At 72.7% G+C, this 24,695-nt stretch carries 20 protein-coding genes; 12 read left to right on the top strand and 8 right to left on the bottom strand.

Annotation, left to right across the window (positions count from 1 at the left end; translation table 11 throughout):
• Positions 1-255: 255 nt before the first annotated feature.
• A complete protein-coding gene (locus ACZ7EC_RS04295) occupies positions 256-1,722 on the top strand; it encodes an amino acid permease (protein ID WP_471057638.1) in 1,467 nt (488 codons plus the stop codon).
• A gap of 110 nt (positions 1,723-1,832) precedes the next feature.
• Here the strand turns inward: ACZ7EC_RS04295 and ACZ7EC_RS04290 are convergent, their stop codons facing one another.
• Positions 1,833-3,320, bottom strand: coding sequence for a M1 family metallopeptidase (locus ACZ7EC_RS04290; protein WP_471057634.1), 1,488 nt, complete (start codon positions 3,318-3,320; stop codon positions 1,833-1,835).
• A gap of 241 nt (positions 3,321-3,561) precedes the next feature.
• On the opposite strand from ACZ7EC_RS04290, the gene ACZ7EC_RS04285 reads away from it, so the two are divergent.
• Positions 3,562-5,538 (top strand): Xaa-Pro dipeptidyl-peptidase, encoded by a 1,977-nt coding sequence (locus ACZ7EC_RS04285; protein WP_471057631.1) that lies wholly within the window; start codon positions 3,562-3,564, stop codon positions 5,536-5,538.
• Between the two features lie 47 nt (positions 5,539-5,585).
• Here ACZ7EC_RS04285 and ACZ7EC_RS04280 read toward each other — a convergent pair whose 3' ends face one another.
• Positions 5,586-6,503 (bottom strand): FAD-dependent oxidoreductase, encoded by a 918-nt coding sequence (locus tag ACZ7EC_RS04280; RefSeq protein ID WP_471057886.1) that lies wholly within the window; start codon positions 6,501-6,503, stop codon positions 5,586-5,588.
• 185 nt (positions 6,504-6,688) lie between these two features.
• On the opposite strand from ACZ7EC_RS04280, the gene ACZ7EC_RS04275 reads away from it, so the two are divergent.
• Entirely contained in the window at positions 6,689-8,329 is a 1,641-nt protein-coding gene (locus tag ACZ7EC_RS04275; RefSeq protein WP_471057628.1) for an ABC-F family ATP-binding cassette domain-containing protein, read from the top strand.
• A gap of 56 nt (positions 8,330-8,385) precedes the next feature.
• On the opposite strand, the gene ACZ7EC_RS04270 is transcribed toward ACZ7EC_RS04275, so the two are convergent.
• Both ACZ7EC_RS04270 and ACZ7EC_RS04265 read right to left on the bottom strand, forming a co-directional pair.
• The gene (locus ACZ7EC_RS04270) at positions 8,386-9,057 is read right to left on the bottom strand and encodes a hypothetical protein (RefSeq protein WP_471057625.1); all 672 of its coding nucleotides are present in this window, start codon (positions 9,055-9,057) and stop codon (positions 8,386-8,388) included.
• Between the two features lie 241 nt (positions 9,058-9,298).
• Positions 9,299-11,749: a Tex family protein gene (locus ACZ7EC_RS04265; protein WP_471057622.1), complete on the bottom strand. Its 2,451-nt coding sequence runs from the start codon at positions 11,747-11,749 to the stop codon at positions 9,299-9,301.
• Positions 11,750-11,944: 195 nt separating this feature from the next.
• Here ACZ7EC_RS04265 and ACZ7EC_RS04260 point away from each other — a divergent pair, with 195 nt between their 5' ends.
• Positions 11,945-12,904 (top strand): GlxA family transcriptional regulator, encoded by a 960-nt coding sequence (locus ACZ7EC_RS04260; RefSeq protein WP_471057883.1) that lies wholly within the window; start codon positions 11,945-11,947, stop codon positions 12,902-12,904.
• Positions 12,905-12,999: 95 nt separating this feature from the next.
• On the top strand, positions 13,000-13,635 hold the full coding sequence (locus ACZ7EC_RS04255; protein ID WP_471057619.1) for a DJ-1/PfpI family protein: 636 nt from the start codon (positions 13,000-13,002) through the stop codon (positions 13,633-13,635).
• Between the two features lie 334 nt (positions 13,636-13,969).
• On the opposite strand, the gene ACZ7EC_RS04250 is transcribed toward ACZ7EC_RS04255, so the two are convergent.
• Positions 13,970-14,719: an enoyl-CoA hydratase/isomerase family protein gene (locus ACZ7EC_RS04250; protein WP_471057616.1), complete on the bottom strand. Its 750-nt coding sequence runs from the start codon at positions 14,717-14,719 to the stop codon at positions 13,970-13,972.
• Positions 14,720-14,830: 111 nt separating this feature from the next.
• Between ACZ7EC_RS04250 and ACZ7EC_RS04245 the strand changes: the two genes are divergently transcribed.
• Together ACZ7EC_RS04245 and ACZ7EC_RS04240 are read left to right on the top strand one after the other, a co-directional pair.
• Complete coding sequence (locus tag ACZ7EC_RS04245; RefSeq protein WP_471057612.1) at positions 14,831-15,412, top strand: HdeD family acid-resistance protein; 582 nt, start codon at positions 14,831-14,833, stop codon at positions 15,410-15,412.
• 149 nt (positions 15,413-15,561) lie between these two features.
• Positions 15,562-16,053 carry an ATP-binding protein gene (locus ACZ7EC_RS04240; RefSeq protein ID WP_471057880.1) on the top strand — a complete coding sequence of 164 codons (492 nt, stop codon included), beginning with the start codon at positions 15,562-15,564 and terminating at the stop codon, positions 16,051-16,053.
• 27 nt (positions 16,054-16,080) lie between these two features.
• Here the strand turns inward: ACZ7EC_RS04240 and idi are convergent, their stop codons facing one another.
• The 3 genes from idi to galE all read right to left on the bottom strand — a co-directional run bounded on the left by idi (position 16,081) and on the right by galE (position 18,989).
• Positions 16,081-16,674, bottom strand: coding sequence for an isopentenyl-diphosphate Delta-isomerase (gene idi, locus ACZ7EC_RS04235; protein WP_471057609.1), 594 nt, complete (start codon positions 16,672-16,674; stop codon positions 16,081-16,083).
• Between the two features lie 233 nt (positions 16,675-16,907).
• Positions 16,908-17,849, bottom strand: a complete 942-nt coding sequence (locus tag ACZ7EC_RS04230) for a cation diffusion facilitator family transporter (RefSeq protein ID WP_471057606.1) — start codon at positions 17,847-17,849, stop codon at positions 16,908-16,910.
• 168 nt (positions 17,850-18,017) lie between these two features.
• On the bottom strand, positions 18,018-18,989 hold the full coding sequence (gene galE, locus ACZ7EC_RS04225) for a UDP-glucose 4-epimerase GalE (protein WP_471057603.1): 972 nt from the start codon (positions 18,987-18,989) through the stop codon (positions 18,018-18,020).
• Positions 18,990-19,406: 417 nt separating this feature from the next.
• On the opposite strand from galE, the gene ACZ7EC_RS04220 reads away from it, so the two are divergent.
• The 5 genes from ACZ7EC_RS04220 to ACZ7EC_RS04200 are packed head-to-tail and all read left to right on the top strand — an operon-like array spanning position 19,407 to position 24,645.
• Complete coding sequence (locus tag ACZ7EC_RS04220; protein WP_471057601.1) at positions 19,407-21,209, top strand: DUF5941 domain-containing protein; 1,803 nt, start codon at positions 19,407-19,409, stop codon at positions 21,207-21,209.
• Entirely contained in the window at positions 21,206-21,958 is a 753-nt protein-coding gene (locus ACZ7EC_RS04215; RefSeq protein ID WP_397982971.1) for a phosphocholine cytidylyltransferase family protein, read from the top strand. Before ACZ7EC_RS04220 ends, ACZ7EC_RS04215 begins: the two co-directional genes overlap by 4 nt.
• Entirely contained in the window at positions 21,946-23,007 is a 1,062-nt protein-coding gene (locus ACZ7EC_RS04210; protein ID WP_471057598.1) for an iron-containing alcohol dehydrogenase family protein, read from the top strand. The genes ACZ7EC_RS04215 and ACZ7EC_RS04210 overlap by 13 nt, the downstream gene beginning before the upstream one ends.
• Complete coding sequence (locus ACZ7EC_RS04205; RefSeq protein WP_471057595.1) at positions 22,985-23,764, top strand: CDP-alcohol phosphatidyltransferase family protein; 780 nt, start codon at positions 22,985-22,987, stop codon at positions 23,762-23,764. Before ACZ7EC_RS04210 ends, ACZ7EC_RS04205 begins: the two co-directional genes overlap by 23 nt.
• Positions 23,765-23,772: 8 nt before the next feature.
• Positions 23,773-24,645, top strand: a complete 873-nt coding sequence (locus ACZ7EC_RS04200) for a glycosyltransferase family 2 protein (RefSeq protein WP_471057877.1) — start codon at positions 23,773-23,775, stop codon at positions 24,643-24,645.
• Positions 24,646-24,695: the final 50 nt, after the last annotated feature.

Genomic DNA, 24,695 nt, shown 5'->3' with positions numbered 1-24,695 from the left:
TGCAGCAGTATCGCTGTCACACCAGTACTGTGAAACCCGCCCGGCCGCCCCGCGTGCCGCGTGGTGAACATCATGTGGACGCTGAGAAGATCGTGTGAGAAGCAACGCTCTGTGACGTAGGCCACCGCGTAAGGCCCGGCGTGTCTGAGAAGCTGCTGGCTTGGTCTGTACCGCGACTCATCGGGGTGGTGCGGGCCAAGCCCTGCACGACCCCCGGACCCCGAGGTCCGGGCGCACCAGGAAGTGGTACCACCCGTGAGCAAGGACGCCGTGGAATCGGCGCAGGCCGCCGCCCCGACCCGGGCGGCGCAGACGCCCGCCGACGCGGGCGACGCCGGCTACAGCAAGGACCTCAAGGCCCGCCACGTCAACATGATCGCCATCGGCGGCGCCATCGGCACCGGCCTCTTCCTCGGCGCCGGAGGGCGCCTGCACAACGCGGGCCCCGCGCTCGCCCTGGCCTACCTGGTCTGCGGCATCTTCGCCTTCTTCGTCGTGCGCGCCCTGGGCGAGCTGGTCCTGTACCGGCCCTCCTCCGGGTCCTTCGTGTCGTACGCGCGTGAGTTCCTCGGCGAGAAGGGCGCCTACGTCGCCGGGTGGATGTACTTCCTGAACTGGTCGACCACGGGCATCGCGGACATCACCGCGATCGCGCTCTACACCCACTACTGGAGCTTCTTCACGCCCATCCCGCAGTGGGTGCTGGCGCTGATCGCGCTCGCCGTGGTGCTCACCGTGAACCTGATCTCGGTGAAGATCTTCGGCGAGATGGAGTTCTGGTTCGCGATCATCAAGGTCGCCACCCTGGTGGCCTTCATGTTCATCGGCATCTTCCTGCTGGCCACCCAGCACCATGTCGACGGCTACACGCCGGGCCTGAGCCTCATCAGTGACCACGGCGGCGTCTTCCCGCACGGCCTGATGCCGGTCGTCCTCGTCATGCAGGGCGTGATCTTCGCGTACGCGGCCCTGGAGCTGGTCGGCGTCGCCGCGGGCGAGACCGAGCAGCCGGAGAAGGTCGTCCCGCGCGCGGTGAACTCGATCATGTGGCGCGTGGGCCTGTTCTACGTCGGCTCGGTGGTGCTGCTCGCGCTGCTGCTGCCCGGCTCGGTGTACTCCGCCGACCAGAGCCCGTTCGTGACCGTCCTGTCCAAGATCGGCATCCCCGCGGCCGGCGACGTGATGAACCTCGTGGTCCTCACCGCCGCCATGTCCTCGCTGAACTCCGGCCTCTACTCCACCGGCCGCATCCTGCGCTCCATGGCGATGGCCGGCTCCGCGCCCAAGTTCACCCGCGTGATGAGCCGCAGCCAGGTGCCCTACGGCGGCATCCTGCTGACCTGCGGCATCTGCATCCTCGGCGTCGGCCTGAACTACCTGGTGCCGAGCCAGGCCTTCGAGATCGTGCTGAACGTCGCCTCGCTCGGGATCATCAGCACCTGGGTGATCATCATGATCTGCCACGCGATCTTCGTCCGCCGCGCCCGCGCGGGCCTGGTGACCCGGCCGCACTTCCAGCTGAAGTTCTCCCCGGTCACCGAGATCGTCACGATCGTCTTCCTGCTGGTCTGCCTCGGCATGATGTGGGACGACCACGAGGTCGGCCGCAAGACCCTGCTGCTGATCCCGGTGATCGCCGTCATGCTCGTGGCCGGCTGGTTCGGCGTCCGCCGCCGGGTGGCCGCCGCCGGCGACCAGGAACAGCCCGCCCCGGCGAAGTAGCCGCCCCCCTCCTGAGGGAGCGGGCCGACCCCGCACGCCCCGCGGCCTGCCGCCCTCCTGGCTCACCACGCGCACGCGATGAGCCGGGAGGGCGTCGGCCGGGGCCGGGATCAGCCCTCGTGACCCTGGTGCGCGGCCTCGATCTGCTTCCAGGACTTCGGCGGCGCGACCGGCGCCGGCGCGGCCGCGAACCCGCGCGCCGCCGACGCCGCCGGCTTCACCGGCTCGTACAGCCAGGTGTCGAAGAGGCCCGCCAGCGGTTTGCCGGAGACCTGTTCGGCGTACTTCTCGAAGCCGGCCACCGACGCGTTGCCGTAGGCGTGCGCCTTCGGCCAGCCCTTCAGGATGCGGAAGAAGGCCCGGTCGCCCACCGCCTCGCGCAGCGCCTGGATCGCGGCGGCGCCCCGGTCGTAGACGGCGTCGGCGAACTGGTCGTCCGGACCGGGGTCGCCCGGCTTGACGGTCCAGAAGGGGTCGTCGGCCGGATGCGAGGAGTACACCTGCCCGGCGAGCTGCCGCGTCGTGCCCTGGCCCTCGTGCTCCGACCACAGCCACTGCGCGTACGTCGCGAAGCCCTCGTTCAGCCAGATGTCCTTCCAGCCCGCGAGCGACACGTCGTCGCCGTACCACTGGTGGGCCAGCTCGTGCACCACCACGGAGGGGTTGGCGCCCTTCGCGAACTGCTTGGGGCTGTAGTAGACACGGGTCTGGGTCTCCAGCGCGTACCCGGTGGTCGTGTTCGGGACGTATCCGCCCGCGGTGGCGAACGGATACGGCCCGAAATAGTTGCTCAGCCAGTCGACGATCTCCCCGGTGCGCTCCACACTCGCCCGCGCGGCCGTGTCCGTGGCGCCCAGGTCCTTGCTGTACGCGTTGATCACCGGCACCCCGTGCTTCGAACGGCTCCGGGTGACGTCGAACCTGCCGATCGCGAGCGTGGCCAGATAGGTCGCCTGCGGCTTGTCCTGCCGCCAGGAGTAGCTGGTCCAGCCCCGCTTCGAGACGGCCGATTCCAGCGAGCCGTTGGAGATCGCCTGCGTGCCCTGCGGCACGGCGACCGACACGTCGTACGTCGCCTTGTCGCTCGGGTGGTCGTTGCTCGGGAACCACCACCACGCCGACTCGGGCTCGTCCGCCGCGACCGCGCCGTCCGGTGTGCGGTGCCAGGTGGTGAAGCCGTAGGCACTCTTGGTGGACGGCACCCCGCTGTAGCGCACCACCACCGTGATCGGGGTGCCCTTCGCCAGCGGCTTCTTCGGCGTGATCACCAGCTCGTGCTGCTCGGCGTGGGTGAAGGACGCCCTGACGCCGTTGACCCGCACCTCGCTCACGTCGAGCAGGAAGTCCAGGTCGAAGCTGGACAGGTCCTGGGTGGTCCGCGCCCTGATCGTCGCGGTGCCCTGCAACTCGTCCGTCTTCGGCTGGTAGCGCAGCCGCAGACCGTAGTGCGAGACGTCGTAGCCGCCGTTGCCGTAGTACGGGTAGTAGGGGTCGCCGATGCCCGGCGCGCCGGGGGAGTAGCTCGCGGCCGATGCCGGGATCGCCAGCAGGAGGGAGGCAGCCGCCAGCGCGCCCGGCGCGATGATTCTGCGGTACACGTCAGCTCCAAGTCGTCGGGTCTGCGGGTCCGTTCACGAAACTCCGCGCGAAGCACCCCGTGCCGAGCACTCGTTCGGAGTACTCCGCCCGGAGGTCTCTGTCCGGAGCCTATTCACCCCCTGCGCCCCTTGCCCTGTCCATGACCCCTGCTGTCACACGATCGCCATTCGGCCGCAATGAGCCACCCGCGTGCCGTAACGCACTCTTCTGTACGGGAGTTGACCGGACTATCGTCCGCGCATGCCCAAGAGCACATCTGTCCGAGCGCCGCTGCGCACGCGCCTCGCCCCGTGGAGAGCGCTCGCGACGGCGGCCGTCGCCGCCCTGCTGGCCGCCTTCCTCACCCCGGCCGCCGCCCAGGCCGCGCCGCCCCGCGAGAGCGCCCCCGTCTACTCCTACGCCCACGCCGTCCGCGAGTCCGTGTGGGTGGACACCGGCCTCGACGAGGACGGCGACGGCCGGTCCGACCGCGTCGCCGCCGACATCGTCCGCCCCGCCGAACCGGCCCGCGAGGGCCGCAAGGTGCCGGTCATCATGGACGCCAGCCCGTACTACTCCTGCTGCGGGCGCGGCAACGAGAACCAGGTCAAGACGTACGACGCGAGCGGCCATGTCGTCCAGATGCCGCTGTTCTACGACAACTACTTCGTGCCCCGCGGCTACGCCGTCGTCGGCGTCGACCTGGCCGGCACCAACCGCTCCGACGGCTGCGTCGACGTCGGCGGACGCTCCGACGTGCAGTCCGCGAAGGCCGTCGTCGACTGGCTCAACGGCCGCGCCACCGCCTACACGAGCCGCACCGGGACACAGACCGTCAAGGCCACCTGGACCAACGGCAGAACCGGCATGATCGGCAAGAGCTGGGACGGCACCATCGCCAACGGCGTCGCCGCCACCGGCGTCAGGGGCCTGCGGACCATCGTCCCGATCAGCGCCATCTCCTCCTGGTACGACTACTACTTCGCCCAGGGCGCCCCGCTCTACGACGGCGGCCCCGACGACCTCGCCGGATACGTCGAGAGCGACGCGGCTCAGGCGCACTGCGCGGCCGAGCAGAGGAAACTCGCCGACGGCAGCCCCCGCAGCGGCGACTGGACCCCGCTGTGGACCGAACGGGACTACGTCAAGGACGCGGCGAAGGTGCGCGCCAGCGTGTTCGTGGCGCAGGGCATGCAGGACCTCAACGTCCGCACCAAGCACTTCGGCCAGTGGTGGAACGCGCTCGCCGAGCACGGCGTCGAGCGCAAGCTCTGGCTGTCCCAGACCGGCCATGTCGATCCCTTCGACTACCGGCGCGGCGCCTGGGTCGACACCCTGCACCGCTGGTTCGACCACGAACTCCTCGGCTACGACAACGGCATCGACCGCGAGCCGGTGGCCGACATCGAACGCCACCCCGACCAGTGGGTCACCTCCGCCACCTGGCCGCCCGCCGGCACCCGCGCCACCACCCTGCACCCGGCCTCCGGCACCGCGCCCGGCGTCGGCACGCTCGGCCTGAACCGCGCCACCGGCACCGAGACCTTCACCGACGATCCCAAGCTCGGCGAGACCGACTGGGCGGCCCGGCTGACCGCGTCCACGCCCGAGAAGGCCGGCTTCCTCACCGCGCCCCTCACCCACGACCTGCGCCTTTCCGGCATGTCCCGGGTGACGGTCACGGCGACCCCGACCACCGCCTCGGCCCATCTGTCCGCGGTGCTCGTCGACGTCGGCCCGGACACCATCCGCGACTACTCCGACGAGGCCGAGGGCATCACCACGCTGAAGAACCGCACCTGCTGGGGCGCGAGCACGGCCGGCGACAGCGCCTGCTACCTGGAGACCGCCGCGAAGACCGCCAAGGTGGACTACACCGTCTTCAGCCGCGGCTGGGCCGACCTCGGCCACTACGCCTCCCTCGCCAAGGGCGTCCCGCTCACGCCGGGCAGGTCCTACACGATGACGCTCACCCTGGCCGCCACCGACCACGTCGTGCCCAGGGGCCACCGCCTCGCCCTGATCATCGCGGGCACCGACCACGGCCTCATCGACCCGCCGGCCACGAAGCCGGCGCTGACGCTGCGGCTGGGCGCCACCTCGGCCCGCTTGCCGCTGGTGGGCGGCGCCGGGGCCTTCACCCGCGCGACCTCCGGTACGACGGCGAAGGCCCCGGCCCCGCAGCTGCTGCGGGGCCTGAGCACTCCGCGCAGGCCGGGCCGCGTGCCGGGTGACTGACGACTGACGGCAGTGCCCCCAGGGGGCGCGCGCGATACGCCCCGCGCCTACGCGGCCGGGTCCAGCACCAACCCGGCCGCCTCGCGCGCGCACCCCCACGCCACCGTCACCCCGGCACCGCCATGGCCGTACGAGTGCACCACGGACCGGCCGCCGGGCAAGGACACCCGCTCCAGCCGTACCGCGTCCCGGTACGGCCGCAGCCCCACCCTGTGGGCCAGCACCCGTGCCCCGGCGATCTCCGGCCGCACCCGCGCGCACCCGGCGATGATCTCCGCGGCCGTGGCCGGGTCCGGCTCCAGCGACCAGTCGTCCTCCTGCGCGGTGCCGCCGAGGATCAGCCCGTACGGCTGCGGGATGAAGTACGCGGCGACCGGCGAGGAATGGTCGACGGACGTGTAGTACGTGTCGATTCCGGGGTTCTCCACCAGCACCAGCTGTCCGCGCACCGGCCGCACCCTGTCGTCCCCGGCGAGCGAACGCGCCCCGAGCCCGGAGCAGTTGACCACCACCTCGGCGGGCACCTCGGCGAGGCCGGCCACCTCGCGCCGCACCACGCTGCCCCCGGCCCGCACCAGCCGCCGCCGCAGCCACGCCAGATGCGCCGGCATGTCGATCACCGGCAGCCGCGCCGCCAGCCCGTCCGGCACCGCCCGCAGCCCCGGCACCCGGCCCGCCCAGTCGCCCAGCCGGTCCAGGCGCGCCCCCTGATGGACGCCGTCGACCAGCCGTACGCCCGTCTCCTCGGGAGCGTGGGCCAGCTCCTCGTAGACCTGGAGGGTCTCCAGCACCCAGGCGCCGGCGAGCCGCTCCGGCTCGATGCGGTACGGCCACCACAGGCCGCCCGCGACCGCCGACGTGGTCTCCTCGGCGGGCTCCCGTGTCCATACGCTCACCCGGCGCCCGGCCTCGGCCAGCACGACGGCCGTGGTGAGGCCGACGACCCCGCCCCCGACCACGATCACTTCGGCATCCGTCTCACGGCCCACGCCGCTCACGCTGTTCACGGGTGGACCATAGGCCCTGCCCCGCCGCCCCCGTCAGGGCCCGGCGTGGATCGGCTGACGTGGGGATACTCACAGCCGCCGGGACCGGCGTCCTCCCGGCGGGACCGGCCCGGCCGACGGGGCGCACTAGGATCGGCGTCCTGATGACTGCCACCCTCGTCGCCAAGAATCTCGCCGCCGGGCACGGCGACCGCTCGCTCTTTTCCGGGCTCGACCTCGTCGTGGCGCCCGGCGATGTGATCGGGCTGGTCGGTGCCAACGGCGCGGGCAAGTCCACCCTGCTGCGGCTGCTCGCCGGGCTCCTCGACCCCGAGGAGGGCGAACTGCGCCTGTCCCCGCCCACCGCGACCGTCGGGCATCTGCCGCAGGAGCCCGAGCGCAGGACCGGCGAGAGCGTGCGGGAGTTCCTGGCCCGCCGCACCGGTGTCGCCGAGGCGCAGCGGCTCATGGACGAGGCCACCCGTGCACTGGTCGACGGCGCACCCGGCGCGGACGACGCCTACGCGGTGAGCCTGGAGCGCTGGCTGGACCTCGGCGGCGCCGACCTGGACGAGCGTGCGGCGGAGGTCGCCGACTCGCTCGGCCTCGCCGTCGGCCTGGACCAGCCGATGACCTCCCTCTCCGGCGGCCAGGCGGCCCGCGCCGGGCTCGCCTCCCTGCTGCTGTCCCGCTACGACGTCTTCCTCCTGGACGAGCCCACCAACGACCTCGACCTCGACGGCCTGGAGCGCCTGGAGCGGTTCGTCACCGGGCTGCGCGCGGGCGCCGTCCTCGTCAGCCACGACCGCGAGTTCCTCACCCGCACGGTCACCAAGGTCCTCGAACTCGACCTGGCCCAGGGTCGGGTGAACCTCTACGGCGGCGGCTACGAGGCCTACCTGGAGGAGCGCGAGACGGGCCGGCGGCACGCCCGCGAGGAGTACGAGGAGTTCGCCGACAAGAAGGCCGCCCTCCAGGAGCGGGCGCAGACGCAGCGCTCCTGGATGGACAAGGGCGTCAGGAACGCCCGGCGCAAGGCGGGCAACGACAACGACAAGATCGGCCGCAAGTTCCGCACCGAGGCCAGCGAGAAGCAGGCCGCCAAGGCCCGGCAGACCCAGCGCATGATCGAGCGCCTGGAGGTGGTCGAGGAGCCGCGCAAGGAGTGGGAGCTGCGGATGGAGATCGCGTCCGCGCCGCGCTCGGGCGCCGTGGTGGCGACCCTGCGGGACGCCGAGGTGCGGCGCGGGGACTTCGGCTTCGGGCCGGTCAGCCTCCAGATCGACTGGGCCGACCGGATCGCGGTCACCGGGGCCAACGGCGCCGGCAAGTCGACCCTGCTGGCCGCCCTGCTCGGCCGCCTCCCGCTGGACCGGGGACACGCGGCCCTCGGCTCGGGCGTGCTCGTCGGCGAGGTCGACCAGGCCCGTGGCCTGTTCCACGGTCCGGAGACGCTGCTGGACGCCTTCTGCGCGGCCGTCCCCGACACCGAACCGGCGGAGGTCCGCACCCTGCTCGCCAAGTTCGGCCTCAAGTCGGACCATGTGCTGCGCCCGGCCGCGACCCTCTCGCCGGGCGAGCGCACCCGCGCCGCCCTCGCCCTGCTCCAGGGCCGGGGCGTCAACCTGCTCGTCCTGGACGAGCCCACCAACCACCTCGACCTGCCCGCCATCGAGCAACTGGAGTCCGCCCTGGACGCCTACACGGGCACCCTGCTGCTGGTCACCCACGACCGCCGGATGCTCGACGCGGTCCGGGTGAGCAGGCGCTGGGAGGTCGCGGCGGGGAAGGTGACCGAACACTGAGGCGCCGGGCCCCGGAGGTACGGCATCCTCGGGGGCCCGGCGGTCGGGGCGTCAGGTCAGGAAGGCAGCACCTTCCAGGAACCGGTGCCGGTGCCGCGGTCGGTGTAGGGGCTGGTGGAGACGGCGTACTTGGCGCCGCCGCCCTGCGAGGAGACGCCGTTGGTGTCGAGGAAGCCGCCGTCGGCGGAGCCGTAGTCGTTGAGCAGATGCACGATGTCGTCGGTGCGGATGTGGCCGTCGTTCGGCGAGGACCGCACGCCGAAGATGTGCCACTTGCCGGTGCCCGGACCCCGGTCCTTGGTCGTGGTGGCGGAGACCTTGTACTTGGCGCCCGCCTGGGAGGAGACACCGTTGGTGTCGAGGTAGGTGTGGTGGCTGCCGTACTGGTTGATCAGGTACACGACGTCGCCGCTGAGCACCCGAGCGCCGGTGGCCTTGCCGGTGGCGGAGACGACCCGCCACTTCGAGGTGGCCGGACCGCGGCTGTCGGGCCGGTTGTTGGTGCTCACGTCGTAGGTGGCACCCGGCTGGCTGGAGACGCCGTTGGTGTCGAGGTAGCCGCCGTCCCCGCCGTACTGGTTCTGGAGCAGGATGATGCTGCCGTACGTCAGCTCGCCTCGGGCTGCGGCGCCGGTGGCCGCCGCCGGAGCGGCGAACGAGGCCGCCGTGGCGGCGACAGCGGCGGCGGCCGTGCAGGCCGCCAGGCGCTGCTTGGTGGTGCGGAACACAGAGTCCTCCCCATTGCTTCGCACGCACGGTCACGTGCACGGAAGCGAGTGTGGAGGGGCGAGGTGGGCGCTGTGCCCGCTTCGTGTATTTCCTCGGCCCAAACCCCCCGATACGGGGAAAAGTCTGTTTCCGCCGGTGCCCCCTGGGGCGCGAGACACCGAAGGGCCGGAGCCGCGGGGGCTCCGGCCCTTCACCGACCGTCAGCGGGCCGGCCGCGCGTGTGCGCCGGCTCCGCGCGGGTCAGCGCTTTCCGGGGTCCAGCAGGCCCGCGCGGCGCAGCGCGTCGGCCATGGCGCTGTTCGCGGGGGCCGGCGCCTGCCGTCCGCCCCGGTCGCCGCCCCGGCCCTGGCGCTGCCCCTGACCGCCCTGCCGCTGGCCTTGGCCGCCGCCCTGCCGCTGCCCCTGGCCCTGTCCCTGGCCGGCCTGACCGCCCTGCCGCTGCTGGGGCGGGCGCGCCCCGCCGCGCTGGCGCTTGCCCCCGCCGGACCGGTCCGCCGGAGCCGCCTCGTCGTCCAGGCGCAGGGTCAGTCCGATCCGCTTGCGCGGGATGTCCACGTCCAGGACCTTCACCTTGACGATGTCACCCGGCTTCACCACGTCCCGCGGGTCCTTGACGAACGTCTTGGACATCGCCGACACATGGACCAGGCCGTCCTGGTGGACGCCGATGTCCACGAACGCGCCGAAGGCCGCCACGTTCGTCACCACGCCCTCCAGGACCATCCCGGCGGACAGGTCGGAGATCTTCTCCACGCCCTCCTTGAAGGTGGCCGTCTTGAAGGCCGGACGCGGGTCGCGGCCCGGCTTCTCCAGCTCCTTGAGGATGTCCGTGACGGTCGGCAGCCCGAAGGTGTCGTCCACGAAGTCGGCGGGACGCAGCGAGCGCAGGACGCCCGTGTTGCCGACGAGGGAGGCCACTTCCTGGCCCGACGTCTTCACCATGCGCCGCACCACGGGGTACGACTCCGGGTGCACGCTGGAGGCGTCCAGCGGGTCGGAGCCGCCGCGGATGCGCAGGAAGCCCGCGCACTGCTCGAACGCCTTCGGGCCGAGCCGCGCCACCTTCTTCAGCTCCGAACGGGAGGTGAAGGGGCCGTTCGCGTCCCGGTGCGCCACGATGTTCTCCGCCAGCCCGGCCGAGACGCCGGACACGCGGGCCAGCAGCGGCACGGAGGCGGTGTTGACGTCCACCCCGACGCCGTTCACACAGTCCTCGACCACCGCGTCCAGCGAGCGGGAGAGCTTCGTCTCGGACAGGTCGTGCTGGTACTGCCCGACGCCGATGGACTTCGGGTCGATCTTCACCAGCTCGGCCAGCGGGTCCTGGAGGCGCCGGGCGATGGAGACCGCGCCGCGCAGTGACACGTCCATGCCGGGCAGCTCCTGGGAGGCGTAGGCGGACGCCGAGTACACCGAGGCGCCGGCCTCCGAGACCATCACCTTGGTGAGGTTCAACTCCGGGTGCTTCGCGATGAGTTCGGCGGCGAGCTTGTCGGTCTCGCGGGAGGCGGTGCCATTGCCGATCGCGATCAGTTCGACTGCGTGCTCCCTGGCGAGCCGGGCCAGCTTGGCGAGCGCCTCGTCCCACTTGTTGGCCGGGACGTGCGGGTGGATCACGTCCGTGGCGACGACCTTGCCGGTGCCGTCGACCACGGCGACCTTCACCCCGGTGCGGAAACCGGGGTCCAGGCCCAGCGTGGCGCGGGTACCGGCCGGGGCGGCGAGCAGCAGGTCGCGCAGGTTGGCCGCGAACACGTTCACCGCCTCGTCCTCGGCGGCCGTGCGCAGCCGCAGCCGCAGGTCGATGCCGAGATGCACCAGGACGCGGGTGCGCCAGGCCCAGCGGACCGTGTCCGTCAGCCACTTGTCGGCCGGCCGGCCGCGGTCGGCGATGCCGAAGCGGTGGGCGATGATCCCCTCGTACGAGGAAGGCCCCTCGGTGGCCTCCTCGGGCTCCAGGACGAGGTCCAGCACCTCCTCCTTCTCGCCGCGCAGCATCGCGAGGATGCGGTGCGAGGGCAGTTCGGTGAACGGCTCGGCGAAGTCGAAGTAGTCGGCGAACTTGGCGCCCGCCTCCTCCTTGCCCTCCCGGACCTTCGCGGCGAGCCGCCCGCGCACCCACATGCGCTCGCGCAACTCGCCGATCAGGTCGGCGTCCTCGGAGAAGCGCTCGGCGAGGATCGCCCGCGCCCCCTCCAGGGCGGCCGCCGGATCGGCGACGCCCTTGTCCGCGTCCACGAACGCGGCGGCCGCCGTCAGCGGGTCCACCGACGGGTCGCCGAGCAGGCCCTCGGCCAGCGGCTCCAGGCCCGCCTCGCGGGCGATCTGCGCCTTGGTGCGCCGCTTCGGCTTGTACGGGAGGTAGATGTCCTCCAGACGCGCCTTCGTCTCGGCGCCGCGGATCCGGGCCGCCAACTCCTCGGTGAGCTTGCCCTGCTCGCGCACGGACTCCAGGATCGCGGTCCGCCGCTCCTCCAGCTCCCGCAGGTAGCGCAGCCGCTCCTCGATCGTGCGCAGCTGCGCGTCGTCGAGCATCTCGGTCGCTTCCTTGCGGTAGCGGGCGATGAAGGGCACGGTCGAACCGCCGTCGAGCAGTTCCACCGCGGCCTTCACCTGCCGCTCCCGTACGCCGAGTTCCTCGGCGATCCTGCCTTCGATGGATCCTGCTTCGATGGACCCGGGTGTCGTCACGATCCCGTACCGCCTTCTCCACTGAGGTTGCGCGGCAATTGTGGCAGGTGGCACCGGCCACCGTGGATCAGGGCGGCTTCCGGCGGGGCGCGGGCCACGGCACCGGGTCCGGCGACCGGCACGTGCCGGCCATGGCGGAAAAGGTGGGAAATTCGTCATTGCGGCCATCCGGCGCGCACCCGAAGAATCGGGGGCATCCCGCAGCGCACCCTCCTCTTCGCCGTCTTCGACGGGGTCCAGAGCCTGGACGTCACCGGGCCGCTCGAAGTGTTCGCCGGCGCCGAGGCGCACGCCCCCGGCACCTACCGGATCCGCACCGCCTCGCTGGACGGCGGCCCGGTGCGCACGTCCAGCGGGCTGACGCTCGTACCGGACGAGGCGCTCACCACGGCGGCGGACCCGCACACCCTGCTGGTCCCCGGCGGTGAGGGCACCCGCGCCCCCGATCCCCGGCTGGTCGACTGGCTGCGCGTCCACGGCCCGCGCCCCGCACGGCTGGTCTCGGTGTGCACCGGCGCGTTCCTGCTCGCCGCCGCGTCCCTGCTCGACGGCCGCCGGGCCACGACCCACTGGGCCTCCTGCGAGCGGCTCGCGCGCGAGCATCCGGCCGTGCGCGTGGAACCCGAGCCCATCTATGTCCGCGACGGCCGCGTCGCCACCTCCGCGGGCGTGACCGCGGGCATCGACCTGGCGCTCGCGCTGGTGGAGGAGGACCTGGACCGGGACGTCGCGCTCCGCCTCGCCCGGCATCTCGTGGTCTTCCTGCGCCGCCCCGGCAACCAGGCCCAGTTCAGCGTCCAGCTGGCCGCCCAGACCGCGCTGCGCGCGCCGTTGCGGGACGTGCAGCGGTGGATCACCGAGCACCCGGACGGCGATCTGAGCGTCGACGCCCTGGCCGCCCGCGCCGCGCTCTCCCCGCGCCACTTCGCCCGCGCCTTCCGCGACGAGACCGGCGTGACACCGGGCCGCTACGTCGACCGGGTCCGCCTGGAACACGCCCGCCGGTTGCTGGAGGCCACCCCCGCCGGCGTCGAGGAGATCTCCCGGTCCAGCGGCTACGGCACCCCCGAGGCCATGCGCCGCGCCTTCCTGAAGGCGTTCGGCACCGCCCCGGCCGAATACCGCCGCCGCTTCCGCCCCGCCACCGTCGACTGACCACGACCCAGGACCGGACCGCGGACGACCGACTGCTGCCGGGAACCACCGTCGGCCGACCGCCACCGCCGTCGGCCGGACCGAAAGGACTCACCGTGCAGATCGCCGTCGTCGTCTACGACCGTTTCACCGCCCTCGACGTCGTGGGGCCCTACGAGATCCTCAGCCGCATCCCCGGCGTGCGCCTCACCTTCGTCGCCGAGCAGGCCGGACCCGTCCGCACCGAGACCGGTTTCCTCGCCCTCACCGCGGACCGGGCCCTGCACGAGCTGCCGGACCCGGACATCGTCGTCGTCTCCGGCGGCCTCGGTACCCTCGCCCAGCTGGAGAACCCGGTCCTGCTGGACTGGCTGCGCACCGCCGACATCACGAGCACCTGGACGACCTCGGTGTGCTCGGGCTCGCTGCTGCTCGCCGCCGCCGGGCTGCTCGCGGGCCGCCGTGCCACCAGCCACTGGACGGTGCTGCCGATGCTGGAGAAGTACGGCGTCCGGCCCACCGGCGAGCGGGTGGTGACCGAGGGCAAGTACGTCACCGCGGCCGGAGTCTCCTCCGGCATCGACATGGCGCTCACCCTGGTCGGCCGGATCGCGGGCGACGAACACGCCCAGGCCGTCCAGCTGTGGACCGAGTACGACCCGCAGCCGCCCTACGACGCCGGGTCCCCCGAGAAGGCGCCCGCCCATCTGGTCGAGGAACTCCGGGCGGGCGGGCGGTTCACCGTGTCATAGCCGCCGAGGGGCTCCGCCCACGCGGCCGGGGCCGGACAGGAGCCACCCTCCCCGGCCCCCGGCCGCGCCCCGGTGCCGACGGCGGCTCGTGGCCCGGATCGGTACCCGCGGTACCCGCAGCCCCAGGGGGCGCCGGGGTACGGGACGTGCCGCGCGTCGGCGGCGACGACGGGGTGCGGACGGGCCACCGGACGGGCGGCGGCCAGGGCACCGGCGGCGCGCCCCTGCGGGCCCCTATGCGCCCCGCGCTCCGATGGTCGCCTCGCCCGGCCGGGTCCCGCTCACGCAGGCCGCGTCCGCTCGTGTCCCGTCCGCACTCCGGTCAGGCCGGCGCTCACGCGGGCGGGGTCCAGGTGAAGTGCGGGGTGCGGCGTTCCAGGAAGGCGCTCACGCCCTCCGCGGTGTCACCGGCGGCGCGGGCCTGCTCGGTCCAGTGGGCGTCCCGGTCCGCGCGGCCGTCCGCGAACTCCTTGGCGGCGGCCTGGGTGAGCCCCGAGCGGGAGACCAGCGTCCGCGTCAACTCGGCGACCCGCTTGTCGAGTTCGCCCTCGGGCAGCACCTCGTCCAGCAGGCCGGTGCGCAGCGCCCGCTCCGTGTCGATCAACTCGGCCGTGAACAAGAGGTACTTGGCGGTCGCCGGGCCCACCAGGGAGACCAGGCGGCGGGTCGAGGAGGAGGGGTAGACGATGCCGAGCCGGGCCGGGGTCACCCCGAACAGGGCGCCCTCCTCGGCCAGCCGGAGATCGCAGGCCGCCGCGAGCTGCACCCCGCCGCCCACGCAGTACCCGCGCACCGCGGCCACGGTCGGCTTCGGGAACGCGGCCAGCGCCTCCTCCGCCGCCACCGCGAGCCCCTGCGCCGGTCCGGCCGACTCCCGCAGCGTGGAGATGTCCGCGCCCGCGCAGAAGGTGCCGCCCTCGCCGGTCAGCACCAGCGCCCGTACCGCGGGATCGCGGGCGAGCCGGGCCAGCAGCGGCGGCAGCGCCCGCCACATGCCGGCCGTCATGGCGTTGCGCTTGGCCGGATGGGCGATCACGACCGTGGCGACGGAGTCGGTGACCTGGTGGGACAGCTGGGGCTCCATGCGCGGGATGCTATCCGGCCGCGCCCCGGAGTTACGAGCCCGCCCGTGTGGGGGACAAAGGGGGAGAATGCCCGTAGGGGAGGGTCCGGGGGGACTGCCGAGGAGGTGGCGATGGCCAGGGTGCGAAAGCCCGAGGACAGGGCGGCATCGATGCGCCAGGGGTTCGGCCTGCTCGCGGTGCTCGGCGTGATCCTCGTCCTCGCCGGAATCGTCGGACTCGTCTACACCGGGGTCGCCACGCTCACCTCGATGCTGCTGTTCGGCTGGCTGCTGCTGATCGGCGGGGTCGTCGGCCTGCTGCACGCGATCCAGGCCCGCGGCACCAGCTACTTCTGGCTCGGCGTGATCGTGGCCGCCCTGAACATCGCGGCCGGCGTCGTCGTCATCCGGCTGCCGCACGCCGCCGCCGCGGCGCTCACCATGTTCGCCGCGCTGCTGTTCCTGTCCGCCGGCCTCTTCCGGATGGTCGGCAGCATGGTCGTACGCGGCCCCCAGTTCGGCTGGACCCTCCTGCTCGGCGTCTTCGACCTGCTGCTCGGCATCCTGGTCCTCGCCCACTGGCCCGGCAGCAGCCAGTACGTCATCGGTGCCTTCTTCTCGCTCGCCCTGCTGTTCGACGGCCTCGGTCTGGTCGCCACCGGCTACGGCGGCCGCCGGATCGTCGGTCTCGTCAGCGAGCAGCGGCAGGCGTGAAAAGCAGTCCGACACGTGACGTTGTCATAAGCAGTCGGTCGCAAAGCGCTCGATACCCGGCGACTTCTGGTCAGGTGTCCGGGGCGGAGCCGGTCGTTGCCAACACTCGGTGCGTGGCGACAATCGAGCGCGAGGGTGGCGACCGGACGATGGACAACCACGGGCGCGAGGACGATCCGCGCCCAGCGGAGGGCGCCGGGCAGACGCCTCACCCACTGCCGTACGAGGGCGTCTGGCGGTTCACCGCCGCCGCGGTGGACGCCTCGGTCCCGCAGGCCCGGCACGCGGTGCGGGACCTGCTGCTGCGCCAGGGTGTGCCGGTCTCCGAGGAACTGGTGCAGGGCCTGCTGCTGATCGTCTCGGAGCTGGTCACGAACGCGGTCAAGCACGCGGCCCTGCTGTCGCCCGTGCTGGCGGTGGAGGTCGCGGTCGGCGCCGAGTGGGTGCGGGTGGCCGTGGAGGACAACCACCCCTACCGTCCGGCGGCCCTGGAGGCCGACCACGGCCGGACCGGCGGGCGGGGGCTGCTCCTGGTGCGCGAGGTGGCCCGAGAGGCGGGCGGGGTGGTCGAGGTGGAGCACACGGCGAGCGGCGGCAAGGTGATCTGGGCCGCCCTGCCGCTCAAGCCCGCGTCCCCCTAGGGCGACGCCACGGACGCCGGGAAGGCGTCACCAGCCCGCGGCCGGGCCCGTCAGCTCGCGGACCGCGGGGCGGGCCGCGTCCAGCACCGTCATGAACCAGGCCGAGAACGTGTCACGGGCATGCCGCTCGGCCAGCTCCTGCGCGGTCACGAAGGCGGTCGCGGCGACCTCCTCCGCGTCCGGCGCGGGCGGCGTCTGCACCAGGCCGACGAACAGGTGGTTGAACTCCTGCTCCACCAGGCCCGAGGCCGGGTCCGGGTGGTTGTAGCGCACGGTGCCCGCCTCGGCCAGCAGCGAGGGCGACACGCCCAGCTCCTCGTACGTCCGCCGGGCGGCGGCGGCGAACGGCGCCTCACCGGGGTAGGGGTGGCCGCAGCAGGTGTTGGACCACACGCCGGGGGAGTGGTACTTGCCGAGCGCCCGCTGCTGGAGCAGCAGCCGGCCCTGCTCGTCGAAGAGGAACACCGAGAACGCGCGGTGCAACTGCCCCGGCGCCTGATGGGCGGCGAGCTTCTCCGCGGTGCCGATGGTCACGCCCTTCTCGTCGACGAGTTCCAGCAGGATCGCCTGAGCGGCGCCGTTCGTCGAGCTGTGCGTCTCGGTGGCAGGTGTGATCGGCATACCCATCCTTCGCCTCGGTCTTCGCCCCCCCAAGTCTGCCGTACGAATCCGGCACTCCCGGCACTTCCCGGCACACCCGCATGTCAGAGCGTGCGACGGCGCCGGAAGGGGGACCCGGTAGATCATCGTGCCCCCACCTCGCGGAAGGGAACCGTCCGGGTGCCGTCGAACGGATGAACGACTTCCGGGTCGTACGACCCTGCCGGTTCTCCGCGCCGCCCGGCGCCCGCGGCTCAGTGGCAGAGCCGCGCCTCGTGCTCCGCGTGTCCGCCCGGCTCCAGCTGGAAGGTGCAGTGCTCGACGTCGAAGTGCGTGCCGACGCAGCCTTGGAGCTCGTGCAGCATCTTCTCGTGCCCGATGGCGCTGAGCGCCTCCGAGCTGACCACCACGTGCGCGGAGAGCACCGGCATCCCGGAGGTGATCGTCCAGGCGTGCAGGTCGTGTACGTCCTCCACGCCCTCCAGCGCCAGGATGTGCGCCCGGACCTCCGCCATGTCGACGTCCTTCGGCGCCGCCTCCAGCAGCACGTCCAGCGTCTCCCGCAGCAGCTTCAGCGTGCGCGGCACGATCATCAGCCCGATGACCAGCGAGGCGATCGGGTCGGCGGCCCTGAAGCCGGTGAGCAGGATCACCGCGGCCGAGATCATCACCGCGACCGAGCCCAGCGCGTCGGCGGCGACCTCAAGGAAGGCGCCGCGCACGTTCAGGCTCTCCTGCTGTCCGCGCATCAGCAGGACGAGCGAGACGGAGTTCGCCACCAGGCCGATCGCGCCGAACAGGATCATCAGACCGCCGTGGGTGTCCGCGGGGGTGACGAACCGCTGGACCGCCTCGTACAGCACGTAGCCGCCGACGCCGAGCAGCAGCAGGCAGTTGGCCAGGGCGGCGAGGATCTCGGCGCGGGCGTAGCCGAAGGTGCGGTTGGCGCTCGCCGGGCGGTTGGCGAAGTGGATCGCCAGCAGCGCCATGCCGAGGCCCACCGCGTCGGTCGCCATGTGCGCGGCGTCCGCGATCAGCGCGAGGGAGTCCGCGAGGAAACCGCCGGCGATCTCCACCACCATGATCGTCAGGGTGATGCAGAGGGCGATCCGCAGCCTGCCGCGGTAGGCGGCGGCGGCCGTGCCCGTGGGCGGCGCGTGGGTGTGTGCGTGCCCGTGATCGTGCCCAGCCCCCATGGCGGAACCGTCCTTCCGTGGTCGTCCGGGTGCCCAGTCAACTACGGGCGGGGGGTATGGGGCAACGCGGCACTGAACACCGTTGTCATGTGCCCTGACCTGCGGAAACGATCCGCTGGTCAGGGCCTGGTCAGGGCGGTGCGGGCCGCTCGCGGATCCCCTCGCGGGCTACTTCGCGTGGTGCAGCCGCCAGCCCTCCCAGGCCGAGCGCACCATCTCCTGCACGTCGCGGCGGGCGCGCCAGCCCAGTTCCCGCGCGGCGCGTTCGGCCGAGGCGACCGCGCGGGGCGCGTCGCCGGGCCTGCGGGGCTCCACCACCGGTTCCCGGCGGTCGCCGGAGACCTCGCCGATGACCGTGATCAGCTCCCGGACCGAGACGCCCCGGCCGCGGCCGATGTTCAGCGTCAGATCACCGGCCGGAGCGTCACCGGCGAGGCGGCGCGCCGCGGTGAGATGGGCCTCGGCGAGGTCGGCCACATGGATGTAGTCCCGTACGCAGGTGCCGTCCGGCGTCGGATAGTCGTCGCCGAAGATCCGGGGGGCCTCGCCGCGGGTGAGCCGGTCGAAGACCATCGGCACGATGTTGAACACCCCGGTGTCCGCGAGTTCCGGCGCGGCCGCGCCCGCCACGTTGAAGTAGCGCAGGCACACGGTCGAGATGCCGTACGCCCGCCCAGCCGCCCGGACCAGCCACTCGCCGGCCAGCTTGGTCTCCCCGTAGGGGTTGACCGGGGCGCAGGGGGTGTCCTCCGTGATCAGGTCCACGTCCGGGTTGCCGTACACCGCGGCGGAGGAGGAGAACAGCAGTCGGCGCACGTCCGCGGCGGCCATGGCGTCCAGGAGGGTGGCGAGGCCGCCGACGTTCTCCCGGTAGTAGCGGGTGGGCTCGGCGACGGACTCGGCGACCTGCTTGCGGGCGGCGAGGTGGACGACGCCGGTGACACCGTGCTCCGCGAAGACCTCGCGCAGGCGGGGCGGGTCGAGGGTGGAGCCGGTGACCAGCGGGATGCCGGAGGGGAGCCGGGAGGGGACGGCGGTGGAGAGGTCGTCCAGGACGACGACCTTCTCGCCGGCGCCGGTCATGGCGCGTGCCACGTGCGCCCCGATGTATCCGGCACCGCCGGTGATCAGCCACGTCATGCCTCCCCACCCTATGCTCGGCCGGTCCGGCCGCATAGCGGCGGGCCGTCGTGCCGCCGGGGCGGCGCGGGTGCGCGCGGGCGGCATCCGCCGGCGGGCGGCCCGGCCCCCGCCCGCCCGGTACCGCGCGGTGTCCCGGTAGCCCTCGGCGACCGCTCGGGTACGCCACGTCGACGCATCTGTCCCGGATGCCCGAGTCTGCGGCCGCGGTTTGTGGGGGCGGGGCGGGATCGCCCATGATGATCGCGGCAAAGGACGGGTCCCCGGAGCGTGGGACAGGCCGTGAACGGCCGGTGAACACGGGCTTCTGTTCATCCGATACCCTCTGCCGACATGCCGCCCGGCTGCCGCAGGCAAGGGGCGCCCACCATGCAGAAGACCGGCGCCGACGCGCCGGCACCCAGGGAGTGAGTACGGTTGCCGACCGCCATCGTCACCGGTCAGCCGGTTCCCGGATCGTCGCTCGAGAGCGATCTGCGGTCCCTCGGCTTCGACGTCCGGATGGCGGAGAGCACCGCCGAGACCGAGACCCTGCTGGCCGCCGCTCCCGCCGGTGACCGCGTCGCCGTGGTCGACGCCGGCTTCGTCGGCCATGTGCACGCCCTGCGGCTCGGCCTGACCGACCCCCGCTTCCCGCTCGCCGCCGTCCCCGGCGCCGTCACCGCCCAGCCCGCCGCCCGGCAGGCGCTGACCCGTGCCGTGGCCCGCGAGACCTCCTCGGGCGGCGGCACCGCGGTCGCCGTCGGCAGTCTCGCCGACCGGATCGTCACCGAGCTGGATGCCGACGGCAGCGAGGTCCACCGCCCCGAGCTGGGCAGCCTCGTCGCCGTCGTACCCGCCGACCCGCAGGCCCGCAACGAGGCGCGGCAGGCCGTCGCCGCCGTGGACGACGAGGCGGTACGCCTGAAGTCGGCCGTGAAGTCCCGTGACGGCTTCTTCACCACGCACTGCGTCAGCCCGTACTCGCGCTACATCGCCCGCTGGTGCGCCCGCCGCGGTCTGACCCCGAACCAGGTCACCACCGCCTCGCTGCTCACCGCGCTGATCGCGGCCGGCTGCGCGGCCACCGGCAGCCGCGCCGGTTTCATAGCCGCCGGCGTGCTGCTGATCGCCTCCTTCGTGCTGGACTGCACCGACGGCCAGCTCGCCCGCTACGCCCTGAAGTACTCCACGCTCGGCGCCTGGCTCGACGCCACCTTCGACCGGGCCAAGGAGTACGCCTACTACGCCGGTCTCGCCCTCGGGGCGGCCCGCGGCGGCCATGACGACGTCTGGGCGCTCGCGCTCGGCGCGATGGTCCTCCAGACCTGCCGGCACGTGGTCGACTTCTCCTTCAACGAGGCCAACCACGACGCCAGCGCCAACACCAGCCCCACCGCCGCCCTCTCCGACAAGCTGGACAGCGTCGGCTGGACGGTCTGGGTGCGCCGGATGATCGTGCTGCCGATCGGCGAGCGCTGGGCGATGATCGCGGTCCTGACCGCCTTCACCACCCCCCGGATCACCTTCTACGCGCTGCTCGTCGGCTGCGCCTTCGCCGCCGCGTACACCACCGCCGGCCGGGTGCTGCGCTCGCTGACCCGCAGGGCGCACCGTACCGACCGCGCCGCGCAGGCGCTGGCCGACCTCGCCGACTCCGGCCCGCTCACCGAGGCGGTCGGGCGTGTGGCCCGGCGCGGGCTGCCCGGCCTCGCGGTTCCCGCCGCCGCCCTGCTCGGCGGTGCCGCGGTCGTCGCCTGCTCGGCCTTGTGCGGCCCTGGCTCGGTGCTGCCGGTGATCGGCGCCCTGGTCTACGTCCTCACCTCGGCCCTCGCCGTCGCCCGTCCGCTCAAGGGCGCCCTCGACTGGCTGGTCCCGCCGTTCTTCCGCGCCGCCGAGTACGGCACCGTCCTCGCCCTCGCCGGCAAAGCGGGCGTGAACGGGGCGCTTCCCGCGGCTTTCGGGCTGGTGGCGGCGGTCGCCTACCATCACTACGACACGGTGTACCGCATCCGCGGCAACGCCGGAGCGCCGCCGGCCTGGCTGGTGCGCTCCATAGGGGGGCACGACGGGCGCACCCTGCTCGTCACCGTCCTGGCCGCGGCGCTCACCGCCGCGCAGTTCACGGCCGCGCTCACGGTGCTCGCCGTGGTCGTCGCCCTGGTGGTGCTCGCGGAGAGCATCCGGTTCTGGGTGTCCGCAGGGGCGCCCGCCGTACACGATGAAGGAGAAACCGCATGATCGGCCTCGTGCTGGCGGCCGGCGCCGGACGGCGTCTGCGCCCCTACACGGACACCCTGCCCAAGGCGCTGGTGCCGGTGGGGCCCGCGGGCATAGAGGGCGAGCCCACGGTTCTCGACCTCACCCTCGGCAACTTCGCCCGGATCGGCCTCACCGAGGTCGCGATCATCGTCGGCTACCGCAAGGAGGCCGTCTACGCCCGCCAGGCCGCCCTGGAGGAGAAGTACGGCCTGAAGCTGACGCTGATCGACAACGACAAGGCCGAGGAGTGGAACAACGCCTACTCCCTGTGGTGCGGCCGGGACGCGCTCAAGGACGGCGTGATCCTCGCCAACGGCGACACCGTGCACCCGGTCTCCGTCGAGGAGACGCTGCTGGCCGCGCGCGGTGACGGCAAGAAGATCATCCTCGCGCTCGACACCGTGAAGTCGCTGGCGGACGAGGAGATGAAGGTCGTCGTCGACCCCGAGAAGGGGATGACGAGGATCACCAAGCTGATGGACCCGGCCGAGGCGACCGGCGAGTACATCGGCGTCACCCTGATCGAGGGCGACGCGGCCGAGGCGCTGGGCGACGCGCTGAAGACGGTCTGGGAGACCGACCCGCAGCAGTTCTACGAGCACGGCTACCAGGAGCTGGTCGACCGCGGCTTCCGGATCGACGTCGCGCCCATCGGCGACGTCGACTGGGTCGAGATCGACAACCACGACGACCTGGCCAAGGGGCGGGAGATCGCGTGCCGCTACTGACCCGGCTGATCCCCTCGCCGGTCGTCGTGGACATCCGTCCGGGTGCCCTGGACGACCTGGCCGGTGTCCTCGCCGACGAGCGCGTCTCCCAGTCGGGCCGCCTCGCCGTCGCCGTCAGCGGCGGCTCCGGCGCCCAGCTGCGCGAGCGCCTCGCCCCCTCGCTGCCCGGCGCGTCCTGGTACGAGGTGGGCGGCGGCACCCTGGACGACGCGATCCGGCTGGCCGGCGAGATGAAGTCCGGCCACTACGACGCGGTGGTCGGGCTCGGCGGCGGCAAGATCATCGACTGCGCCAAGTTCGCCGCGGCCCGCATCGGCCTGCCGCTGGTCGCCGTGCCCACCAACCTCGCGCACGACGGCCTGTGTTCGCCGGTCGCCACCCTGGACAACGACGCGGGGCGCGGCTCCTACGGCGTGCCGAACCCGATCGCGGTCGTCATCGACCTGGACGTGATCCGCGCGGCCCCGGCCCGCTTCGTCAGGGCCGGCATCGGCGACGCCATCTCCAACATCAACGCGATCGCGGACTGGGAGCTGTCCCACCGGGTCAACGGCGAGAAGATCGACGGTCTCGCCGCGGCCATGGCCCGCCAGGCCGGCGAGGCGGTGCTGCGGCACCCCGGCGGCATCGGCGACAACGGCTTCCTCCAGGTGCTCGCCGAGGCGCTGGTGCTCAGCGGCATCTCGATGTCGATCTCCGGTGACTCCCGGCCCTCCTCCGGCTCCTGCCACGAGATCAACCACGCCTTCGACCTGCTGTTCCCGAAGCGCGCGGCCGCCCATGGCGAGCAGTGCGGGCTCGGCGCGGCCTTCGCCATGTATCTGCGCGGGGCCCACGAGGAGGCCGCGCACACCGCCGAGGTGCTGCGCCGGCACGGACTTCCGGTGCTGCCGGAGGAGATCGGCTTCACCGTGGACGAGTTCGTCCGCGCCGTGGAGTTCGCGCCGGAGACCCGGCCGGGCCGCTACACCATCCTCGAACACCTCGACCTCAAGCCGACCCAGATCAAGGACATCTACGCCGACTATGTCAAGGCCATCGGTAGCTGAACTCCGTCCGGTCGTCCATCCCGCAGGGGTGAAGGACCGGCGCAGCGGTGAGCACTGGGCGGGACGCCTCTACATGCGTGAGGTCTCCCTGCGCATCGACCGCCACCTGGTGAACACCAGGGTCACGCCCAATCAGCTCACGTACCTGATGACCCTGTGCGGTGTGCTCGCGGCCCCGGCCCTGCTGGTGCCGGGGATCTGGGGCGCGATCCTCGGCGTGGTCGCCACCCAGCTGTACCTGCTGCTGGACTGCGTCGACGGCGAGATCGCCCGCTGGCGCAAGCAGTACTCGCTCGCCGGTGTCTACCTGGACCGCGTCGGCGCCTACCTCACCGACGCGGCCGTACTGGTCGGCCTCGGGCTGCGCGCCGCCGACCTGTGGGGCGGCGGCCGTATCGACTGGCTGTGGGCCTTCCTCGGCACCCTGGCCGCGCTCGGCGCGATCCTGATCAAGGCGGAGACCGACCTGGTCGGCGTGGCCCGGCACCAGACCGGCAGGCCGCCGGTGCAGGAGGCCGCCGCCGAGCCGCGTTCCTCCGGGATGGCGCTGGCCCGCCGGGCCGCCTCGGCGCTGAAGTTCCACCGGCTCATCCTCGGCATCGAGGCCTCGCTGCTGATCGTGCTCCTCGCCATCGCGGACCGGATCCACGGCGACCTGTTCTTCACCCGGCTCGGCACCGCCGTCCTCGCCGGCATCGCCCTGCTCCAGACGCTGCTGCACCTGGTGTCCATCCTCGCCTCCAGCAGGCTGAAGTGAGCGCGGCCATGCGGGTCGGCGCCGTCGTCATCACCATGGGGAACCGGCCCGAGGAGCTGCGTGCCCTGCTCGACTCGGTCGCCGGGCAGGACGGGGACCGCGTCGAGGTGGTCGTCGTCGGCAACGGCTCCCCGGTGCCCGAGGTCCCCGCGGGCGTACGCACCGTCGAACTGCCGGAGAACCTGGGCATTCCGGGCGGCCGCAATGTCGGCATAGAGGCGTTCGGCCCCGGCGGTCAGGATGTCGACATCCTGCTTTTCCTGGACGACGACGGCCTGCTCGCCCGGCAGGACACCGCCCAACTGTGCCGCGAGGCCTTCGCCGCCGACCCGGAGCTGGGCATCATCAGCTTCCGCATCGCCGACCCCGAGACCGGCGAGACGCAGCGCCGCCATGTGCCCCGGCTGCGCGCCTCGGATCCGATGCGCTCCTCGCGGGTGACCACCTTCCTGGGCGGCGCCAACGCGGTGCGCACGAAGGTGTTCGCCGAGGTCGGCGGGCTGCCCGACGAGTTCTTCTACGCCCATGAGGAGACCGATCTGGCCTGGCGGGCGCTGGACGCGGGCTGGCTGATCGACTACCGCTCCGACATGGTGCTGTACCACCCGACGACCGCACCCTCGCGGCACGCCGTCTACCACCGCATGGTGGCCCGCAACCGCGTCTGGCTCGCCCGGCGCAACCTCCCCGCCCCGCTGATCCCCGTCTACCTGGGGGTCTGGCTGCTGCTGACGCTGGCGCGCCGGCCCTCGCGTCCGGCCCTGAAGGCCTGGTTCGGCGGCTTCAAGGAGGGCTGGGCCACATCCTGCGGTCCGCGCCGTCCGATGCGCTGGCGCACGGTCTGGCGGCTCACCCGGCTGGGCCGTCCCCCGGTCATCTGAGAAGCTTCTTACTTGAACAGCAAGCTTCTTACCGAGAGAGTCCGGGTTCT

This window comes from Streptomyces sp. NPDC037203 (assembly GCF_055605065.1).
The sequence above is the reverse complement of the archived record's forward strand: the minus strand, read 5'-3'. Positions and strand labels throughout refer to the sequence as shown.